Source organism: Pseudomonas juntendi (assembly GCF_009932375.1).
GTDB classification, from domain to species: domain Bacteria; phylum Pseudomonadota; class Gammaproteobacteria; order Pseudomonadales; family Pseudomonadaceae; genus Aquipseudomonas; species Aquipseudomonas juntendi.
In genome coordinates this window covers 1-501 of sequence record NZ_BLJG01000430.1, presented here as the reverse complement: position 1 = coordinate 501, position 501 = coordinate 1, and the positions used below count along the sequence as shown (strand labels likewise).

The 501-nt window shown below is 70.7% G+C and carries 2 protein-coding genes; both read right to left on the bottom strand.

Annotation, left to right across the window (positions count from 1 at the left end):
* Positions 1-253: GTPase domain-containing protein (locus GYA94_RS26535; RefSeq protein ID WP_161893440.1), on the bottom strand; the 253-nt coding region annotated here is incomplete at its 3' end.
* A partial coding sequence (locus GYA94_RS26530) for a DUF2868 domain-containing protein (RefSeq protein ID WP_161893439.1) occupies positions 246-501 on the bottom strand: 256 nt, incomplete at its 5' end. The genes GYA94_RS26530 and GYA94_RS26535, both read right to left, overlap by 8 nt.

Sequence of the window (501 nt, the reverse complement as noted above, 5' to 3'; positions counted from 1 at the left end):
CCAGGCGCTCGCCCGGGCGCTCCAGCCGCTCCAGGTAGTCGAGCAAAGCGATGGCGTCCTCCAGCCCTGGCGTGTCGTAAAGCTCCAGTAACGGTTCGCCGTCCACCGACAGCCGCGCGCCTTCGACATGGCGAGTGGTGCTGGGGCGGTGGGACACCTCGCCGAAGCCCACGTCGCGGGTCAGGGTGCGCAGCAGCGAGGTCTTGCCAACGTTGGTGTGGCCGACCACGGCCAATTTCAGCGGCTCAGTCATGGCCATGCTCCAGCCAGGTCAGCGGTGAGGTGTCGGCATAGGGCAGGCCCAGCCGCTCGAGGGCTTCATGCCAGTCGCCCAGGCGCCGAGCGTCCAGCGCCTGGCCGGGTGCTGCCTGCAGCAGCCAGACCCTTGTGGCGCCAGCATTGCGTGCCAGGTCGGCGAGCAGCGCCAGGCTGCCGCGGTCGGGCGAGCGGCGCGGGTCACAGGCGATGGCCAGGCGTGCCGGCGGAAAGCGGCTGAGTTGC